The 4,733-nt window shown below is 67.8% G+C and carries 3 protein-coding genes and 1 pseudogene; 2 read left to right on the top strand and 2 right to left on the bottom strand.

All coding sequences use genetic code 11. The features are described from left to right. The coding region (locus tag B1964_RS02405) for a HAMP domain-containing sensor histidine kinase (RefSeq protein ID WP_366664252.1) at positions 1-1,476 on the top strand (1,476 nt) is incomplete at its 5' end. 67 nt (positions 1,477-1,543) lie between these two features. After that, entirely contained in the window at positions 1,544-3,127 is a 1,584-nt protein-coding gene (locus tag B1964_RS02410) for an alkaline phosphatase D family protein (protein ID WP_079928661.1), read from the top strand. A 34-nt stretch (positions 3,128-3,161) separates the two neighbouring features. Here B1964_RS02410 and B1964_RS02415 read toward each other — a convergent pair whose 3' ends face one another. Together B1964_RS02415 and B1964_RS02420 are read right to left on the bottom strand one after the other, a co-directional pair. After that, positions 3,162-4,001 (bottom strand): hypothetical protein, encoded by an 840-nt coding sequence (locus B1964_RS02415; protein ID WP_079928659.1) that lies wholly within the window; start codon positions 3,999-4,001, stop codon positions 3,162-3,164. Between the two features lie 17 nt (positions 4,002-4,018). Then, positions 4,019-4,733 (bottom strand): annotated as a pseudogene (locus tag B1964_RS02420) (DNA methyltransferase); the annotation flags it as partial.

Here is a 4,733-nt window from a genome sequence, read left to right on the forward strand (position 1 = left end):
CCGCCGGCCGACCCACCGGCAGGTGCCCCGGCAGCCCCGACGGTGACGAAGGCGGCAAAGATCCGCACACGTGGTGTTCCACTGCGTATTTCGCTGGTCGCGCTCACCATGGTGCTGGTGGCGTTCGGGTTGCTGGTGTCAGGAATCGCGGTGACCTCGGCGATGCGCTCGGATCTGCTCTCGCGCACCGATCAGGGTCTGGTGTCGGCGGTGGGGACCTGGGCCAAACCCCGCAACCCGGACATGGATCAAACGCAGGGCCCGCCCATCGGACCGCGCCGGCCACCATCGTCGTTCTTCGTGATGACCACCCTCAACTCCGGGCAGGTCATCTCCAACGCGAACGATTTCACCCACACCCCTGACCTCAGCGGGCTGCCCGATGGCAACGTCTCGCCGACGACGGTCGGGTCGCAGGACGGTGACGGCCCGCAGTGGCGTGTCATCAAACACATTGGCCCCGACGGGGTTTCCGTGGTGGCCGTGCCGCTCTCCGACGTGAACAAGACCCTGTCACGATTGATGTGGCTGCAGTTCGGCATCGGCGCGGCCGTGGTCGTGGTCCTCGGTGTGCTCAGCTATCTGGTGGTCCGATCGAGCCTGCGGCCACTGCGCCGAGTCGAGGAGACCGCCCACGCGATCGCCGCGGGCAACCTCAACATGCGGGTGGCCCCGGGCCCGCCCAACACCGAGGTCGGTAGCCTCTCCGCCTCGCTCAACACGATGCTCGGCCAGATCCAGCACGCCTTCGCCACGACGGCAGCCTCCGAACAGCAGGCCCGGCATTCCGAGGAGAAGATGCGGCGTTTTGTCGCCGACGCCAGCCACGAACTCCGCACCCCACTGACCTCGATCAAGGGGTTCGCCGAGCTCTATCGGCAGGGCGCGGTCGCCGACCCGGGCGATGCGATGCGCCGGATCGACGACGAGGCCGCCCGCATGAAGCTCCTCGTCGAAGACCTGCTGATGCTGGCACGGCTCGACGCCCACCGGCCCCTCAATTCCGAGCCGGTCGACATGCTGATGCTGGCCGCCGACACCGTGCAGGCCTCGCGTGCCGCCGCCCCCGACCGGGAGATCCGGCTGCAGGTGTCGCCGTCGGACGAACCGCCCGTCGTGCGCGGCGACTCGGCGCGGTTGGTGCAGGTCATCCGCAACCTCGTCAACAACGCCGTCGTCCACACCCCGCCGGAGGCGACGATCACCGTCGGCGTCGGCGTGCTCGACGGGGTCGGCGACGTGCTGGTCACCGTCACCGACACCGGTCAGGGCCTCACCCCCGACGAGCGCTCACACGTCTTCGAACGCTTCTATCGCGGCGACAGTTCGCGATCACGGGGCGAGGGCGGCGGCAGCGGACTGGGCTTGTCGATCGTGGCCGCGCTGGTCGACGCGCAAGGTGGCCGCGTCGGGGTCGACTCGACGCCGGGCGAGGGCGCCTGCTTCTGGGTGCGGCTGCCGCGACTCGCGGACTGACCACACCGTCACCCCCACGTCACCCGGAGTTCGCGGTCCCGTCGCCGTGGTGCGTGATTCTCACACCATGACCACACGATCTGCCGGCACCCCCACCCGACGCGAGTTGCTACGCGCGGCGGCGATCGGTGCGCTGGTGCTGCCCACCGGCTCGGTGATGGCCGGCCGCGCGAGTGCCGCACCCACCTCACCGGGTCTGCTGCGTCCGCGCCCACGCCTGACCCACGGGGTGGCCGCGGGCGATCAGAGCGCGAGCGGCGCAGTGGTATGGGCACGCTCGGACTCGCCGGCCCGAATGATCGTGGAGACCTCGGCCACCGAAACCTTTCGCAACACAAGGACTTTCACTGGCCCGCTGCTGACCCCGCTGACCGACGGTACCGGCCGGGTGCGGGTCGCCGGACTCCCGCCGGGGCAGACCGTGCACTACCGGGTCCGCCTCGAAGGCCCCACCGGCGCGGTCGGTGAGCCGGTCACCGGCATGTTCCGCACCGCCCCGGTCACCGCCGGCGACGTGCACTTCCTCTGGTCGGGTGATGTCGTCGGGCAGGGCTGGGGAATCAACCCCGACATCGGGGGCCTCCCCGTCTTCGGGGTGATGGCCGACCGCGCACCGGACTTCTTCATCCACTCCGGCGACGCCATCTACGCCGACAACACCATCGACCCCACCCAGAAGCAGAACAACGGGCAGCTCTACCGCAACGTCACCACACCCGCCAAAGCGCATGTGGCACAAACCGTCGACGACTTCCGCGGCAACTACGCCTACAACCTGACCGACGGAAACTACCGGCGATTCGCCGCGAGCGTCGGCCAGCTCATCCAGTGGGATGACCACGAGGTACTCAACAACTGGTACCCGGGGGAAAACCTGACCGGCCAGAAACGAGACGGTTACACCCAGACCGACGTCAACACCCTGGCCCGCAACGCCCGACAGGCCTGGCGCGAATGGCAGCCGGTCTCCGAGGCCACCGGAAACCGGTTGTACCGCAGGGTCTCCCACGGTCCGCTGCTCGACGTCTTCCTACTCGACATGCGCACCTACAAGGACCCGAATCCGGCCAACTGGTCGACCACCGACGACGGCGGCATCCTCGGTGCCGAACAGACGCGCTGGCTCATCGACTCGCTGCGATCGTCGAGGGCGACCTGGAAGGTGATCGCCAACGACCTGCCGATCAGCATCGTCGTTCCTGACGCGCTGTCCGATCCACGTCACGGTCCGAAGTCGATGGAGGCGGTGGCACAAGGAGATCCGGGCGCGCCCCGCGGGCGGGAGATCGCCTTCTCGAAGGTGTTATCGCAAACCAAGAACGTCACCGGCAAGGTGTTCCTGACCGCCGACGTCCACTACACCGCGGCCATCTCCTACGAGCCCGACCGCGCGTCCTTCCGCGATTTCTCCCCGTTCTGGGAGTTCGTCAGCGGACCCCTGCACGCCGGCGCGTTCCCGGTCAGCCCGCTCGACGCCACGTTCGGCCCGCGTTACGAGTACGTCCACGCCCCGCAGAAGGCCAACACCTCGCCGGCGGAAGGCTTTCAGCACTTCGGGGAGGTCCGCATCGCCAAGGACACCAAGGTCCTCACCGTCGACCTCTGCGACTCACGCGGACAGGTGTTGTACACCAAGGAGTTGACGCCCTGACTCCGACGCGCGCCGACGAGCTGATCGGGTGCGCTCAGATCAGCCGGCGCAACCGCGCGAACTCGGTGACGTCGGCGCGGAAACGGTCGAGGGTGACCAAGGTGTACATGCCGTCGATCTGTCGGTCCACCCATAGCTGGTGGATGCGTCGCAGATCGGCCTGGCGGGACTTCCAGCCGATCCCGTCGATCACCGCGAGGACCAGCTGCCGCGGCAACCGCACCTCGGCCATCTCCTCGATCTCCCGGACCGCGTCGGTGAGTTTGGAGCCGGTCGAATCGAAACCCTTTGCCGCGACCACGATGTCGGGTGCGTTCGGGTCGCCGACGATCAGATCGGCCGGTGCGGTGCGTCCGTTGCGGCCGGAGAACCGGGAGCGGGTCACGTAGTCGAGGCCCAGATCGCGGGCGATGTCCTCGATGTGGTCCTCGATGCGGCGGCCCGACGCACCCGCGCGTGTTGCGGTCAATCGGGTGCCGGCGCGGGCGACGAGGATGTCGGCGAAGGTGTAGGTGCGGTCCATCTGGGCGGTGAGCATGCGCACCAGGTCGAACTCCTCGTCGAGCCACGTGATCAACTCGACGGGCCGCTGCCGTGCCAGACCGTGCCACCCGGAGGTGTCGAACCGGTCGCGCAGAACGTTTTTCAGCTTCTCCTGCGACAGCCCGATGGCCAGACCCAGCACCGGGACATCACCGGGATTCTCCCGTACCCACGCCGCGAGACCGGCGACGTCGGTGACCATCAGCTCACCGAGTCCGGCGGTGGCTGCCGCGATGTGCTCGGCCTCGGGTGTCGACGCCGTCGGGTCGACGTGAGAGGTCAAGCGTCCCAGCGTCTTCAGGTACTCGTCGAAGTCGGGCGCGTGGGCCATCGGCTCGGTGGTCCCGCTCAGTCCCGACCGATGAACAAGAACTCGCTGACGTCACGCCGCGCCGCCGCGGCATGGGTGCCGAAGCTGTACTTGTGGTCGATCGCGATGACGTCTACATGTGGCTTGACCTTGCCGAGTAGATCGACGATGCGATCGGGGCCGGGGAGTGCGTTGGACGAGTACGACAGCACGATCGCGCCGGCTTCGGTGAAGTGGTCGAAGGTCCGCACCAACGCGTCGTCGATGGAGTGTTTGTAGGCGAACGGGGTGTACCGCTTGGGCAGCTTCTTGGTCTTGGTGTTCTCCATGATGGTCATGCCCTGCCAGTAGGCCGACAGCCCTTCGAGGAAGTGGTAGCGCTTGATGTAGTCGTTGTCGTCGGACGGCGGGGCGTACGGCGGATCGAGGTACACCAGGTCCGGCGCACCCCCGAGGACTCCGGTGGCGTCGAGATCGAAGACGTCGCCGCACGAACTGTGATGCCGTGAGCCATTGCTGAACACGGTCGCGTTGTAGTCGGCCGCGGCCCGCAGCCGGAAGTGGTCGCGCAGCGTCATCTGCAGATCACGGCGTCCGTCGGCATATCGGCTGGAATCGGTGAAGGTGAACACCCCGCGCGGTTGCTTGCGCGCCGCGGACAACACCAGCGCCGAGATCGCCAGATCCCGCCGATAGCCCCGCAGTCGGTCGATGTGCGACCACGCCGAATCCAGGAACGCGCGATCGGCCGCG

This window comes from Gordonia sp. i37, from assembly GCF_002043085.1.
In the GTDB taxonomy this organism is placed as follows: domain Bacteria; phylum Actinomycetota; class Actinomycetes; order Mycobacteriales; family Mycobacteriaceae; genus Gordonia; species Gordonia polyisoprenivorans.